Annotated in this window: 1 protein-coding gene; it reads left to right on the top strand. The window is 58.1% G+C overall.

Annotation, left to right across the window (positions count from 1 at the left end; all coding sequences use genetic code 11):
- Nucleotides 1-487: 487 nt before the first annotated feature.
- Nucleotides 488-2392: a sigma 54-interacting transcriptional regulator gene (locus QOC89_RS12140; protein ID WP_323045236.1), complete on the top strand. Its 1905-nt coding sequence runs from the start codon at nt 488-490 to the stop codon at nt 2390-2392.
- Nucleotides 2393-2611 lie beyond the last annotated feature (219 nt).

Raw genomic sequence — 2611 nt, forward strand, 5'->3', positions numbered from 1 at the left:
CCGGTACTTACAGTGTCAACCACGACTGCACAGGATCCGCCACAGTCAACACCCCCAATAGCCCCGTTCCACTGAAACTCTTCTTCGTAATTGTGAGACATGGGACCGAGATCCATGCCGTGCTCGACACGAATGCAATCTCCACGGTTTTCACGAAAGTCGATTGACCACTGGATCACGCGTCCCGAGTCTCGCTTCTGAGACCCGGGATGCCAATCCATCTCGTCACATTTCATGCCAACTCGCTCTGGCTTACTACCAAACGCAACCAGACGTAGCTGAGCTGCCGCATCCAGCTTCGACGTTCGCTTTCGCAGAACTCGGCAAAACAGCCGGCGTGCGCCAGTTCTTGTATTTGGCCTCGCCTTCACGCGAAAGCCTGTCACGCATTGCAGAAATGCAAGGAATGTTTTGAATTCCGCCGCGTCTCTGCGTTATACGTAAACTCCACGACCGGCTGATTCTGCGGAAAAGGAGTCTCTCCCAAATGACCAAGGGGCGCGTTCTTCTCGTTCATGAAAACGTTCGCACCGCGCGTTTCATACAGCACCTGCTGAAACAGGCGGGATATGCCGTGGAGTGGCGGCCCTGCCTCACTCCTGCTCTTTTGCGAGCGGGTACAGTTCCGGACGCTGTCGTCCTCGATTTGCATTTCCTCGACCAGGAGGATCAGGCCAGTCTTCGTTCGCTATGCGAGCATCTCCGATGGAAAGCAGTACCCGTGCTTGTCACTGCGGCTGTTCTGCCCCGGCAGGCACGCCAGCTTCTCTCGCGCATCGGTGCGGATGACGTCATGCTCCGTCCTTTGGGACCCGCGGATGGCCAGGAACTGCTCGTGCGGGTGGAGGCGCTGCTCAGCAATACGGGTCAAGGACAGCGCGTGACGGCGGCAGCGCCCGCTCCAGATGGGCAACAGTCAAAGCAACTCACCTCGGTTGCCGACATCGCGACGCTCGCAACCGCTGGCGTCTCCCCTTGTGGTGCCGAGGCAATGCTGGTCCAGCTTCTGCGATCTTTCCGGCGAGCGGTGCCCTTCGATGTTGGCTTCGTTTGTGCCGAGACGGAGCCGAATCGTTATATGGTTGTGGCCCATCTGGGCGACGACTCCTTCGAGACGGCGCGTTGGTATGAACCGGGCATGAGCTACACCGGGTGGATTGCGCTTCATAAGCAGCCGCTGGTGATACCCGATATAGAACGTGAATCGCGGGTTCGGATGCTGGGCCGCGAACTTGGCGCAAACCGAAATGTTCATTCGTTTATCGGTGTGCCGCTCATGTACGACGGTCACGTGGTCGGCACCATGGAGGCCGCATGCTATAGAAGTGGCGCTCTGGGCCCTCGCGGCGCCGTGGCCCTGCAGCAGACTGCTGAGGTGGCATCGCTCGCGCTGCGCCGGGAACAGGCGCGGCAGCAGCTTGCCCAACAGACACTACAGCGCTTTCGTGCAACCGAGCAGGATGAATCTGCCGCTCTGGTTTGTGAGAGTTCCTCGATGCGTAACCTGTTGCATGCTGTCTCCAGGCTACGCCAAACCCAAATCCCTGTGCTCATCACCGGCGAAACCGGAACCGGCAAAGAAGTGCTTGCCCGCTACCTGCACGCCACCTCCTGCGATAGTCAGAGACCGTTCGCTATCGTTTCCTGCGCATCGATACCAGAGACTTCCCAGTATCGCGATTTGTTTGGCATTGAAGCGAACGTACCTTACGCGGTCGAAGAACGCGTCGGACGCGTTGATGAGTTCGCTGGCGGCACGTTGCTGCTGGACGAGGTCAGTCACATGCCCATTGCTGTGCAGACCAGGCTGCTCCGCACCGTCGATCAGTGCAGTGTTTCACCGACCAGCTCTCGCCAGGTGCGGCCCTTCACCGGGAGGATCGTGGCGACCACCAGTGTCGACCTCAATGCCGCGATCAAGGCAGGCACCTTCCTTCCCGAACTCTATCACCGTCTCGCAGTCGTCAAATTGGCGATACCGCCACTGCGTTTCCGCCCACGGGATATCGTTCCGCTCTTTCAGCATTTCGCGCGAACTCTTTCGGAGGCACACAATCTGCCTGCACCGACGCTAAAGCCGGAGTGGCTCATGCGAATGATGGCTTACTCCTGGCCGGGCAACGTGCGCGAGCTCAGAAATGCTGTGGAACGCTCCATCCTGCTGTACGACGGCGAAAGATTCTCTGTGCAGGAGGAGCAGGAGGAATTCGTCGAAGCTGCCGGCGATTCCCTGATGGCGATGGCGATGCAGGAGCGCTGGTCAGTGCCGCAACTGCAGGCGCGTTACGCACGTTTCGTATATGAAAAAGTGCACCGCAACAAGGCGCATGCGTGCCGCGTTCTTCAGATCAATTACCGGACGCTCTGCAATCACCTTGCGTCGGCTTCGTGACGTGCGGCTGCCTGCCCTTTGGCGCCTTTCGCCCGAAATGTTGCAGATTTACAATCAACGGCTATGTCTGCAATGCACATTTGCATTTGCGGCCGTTTCGCTTAAACATTTTCCACACCCATTGACGTTTGTACTTGCACGGCCGTGTAGCTTTCATTAGGGTCAAGCTTCTTCAAGCAATTCGCCCGGGCAATATGGGCTTCGGAGTTACTGATGAGA

Source organism: Paraburkholderia sp. (assembly GCF_034668105.1).
Taxonomy (GTDB): Bacteria; Pseudomonadota; Gammaproteobacteria; order Burkholderiales; family Burkholderiaceae; genus Paraburkholderia.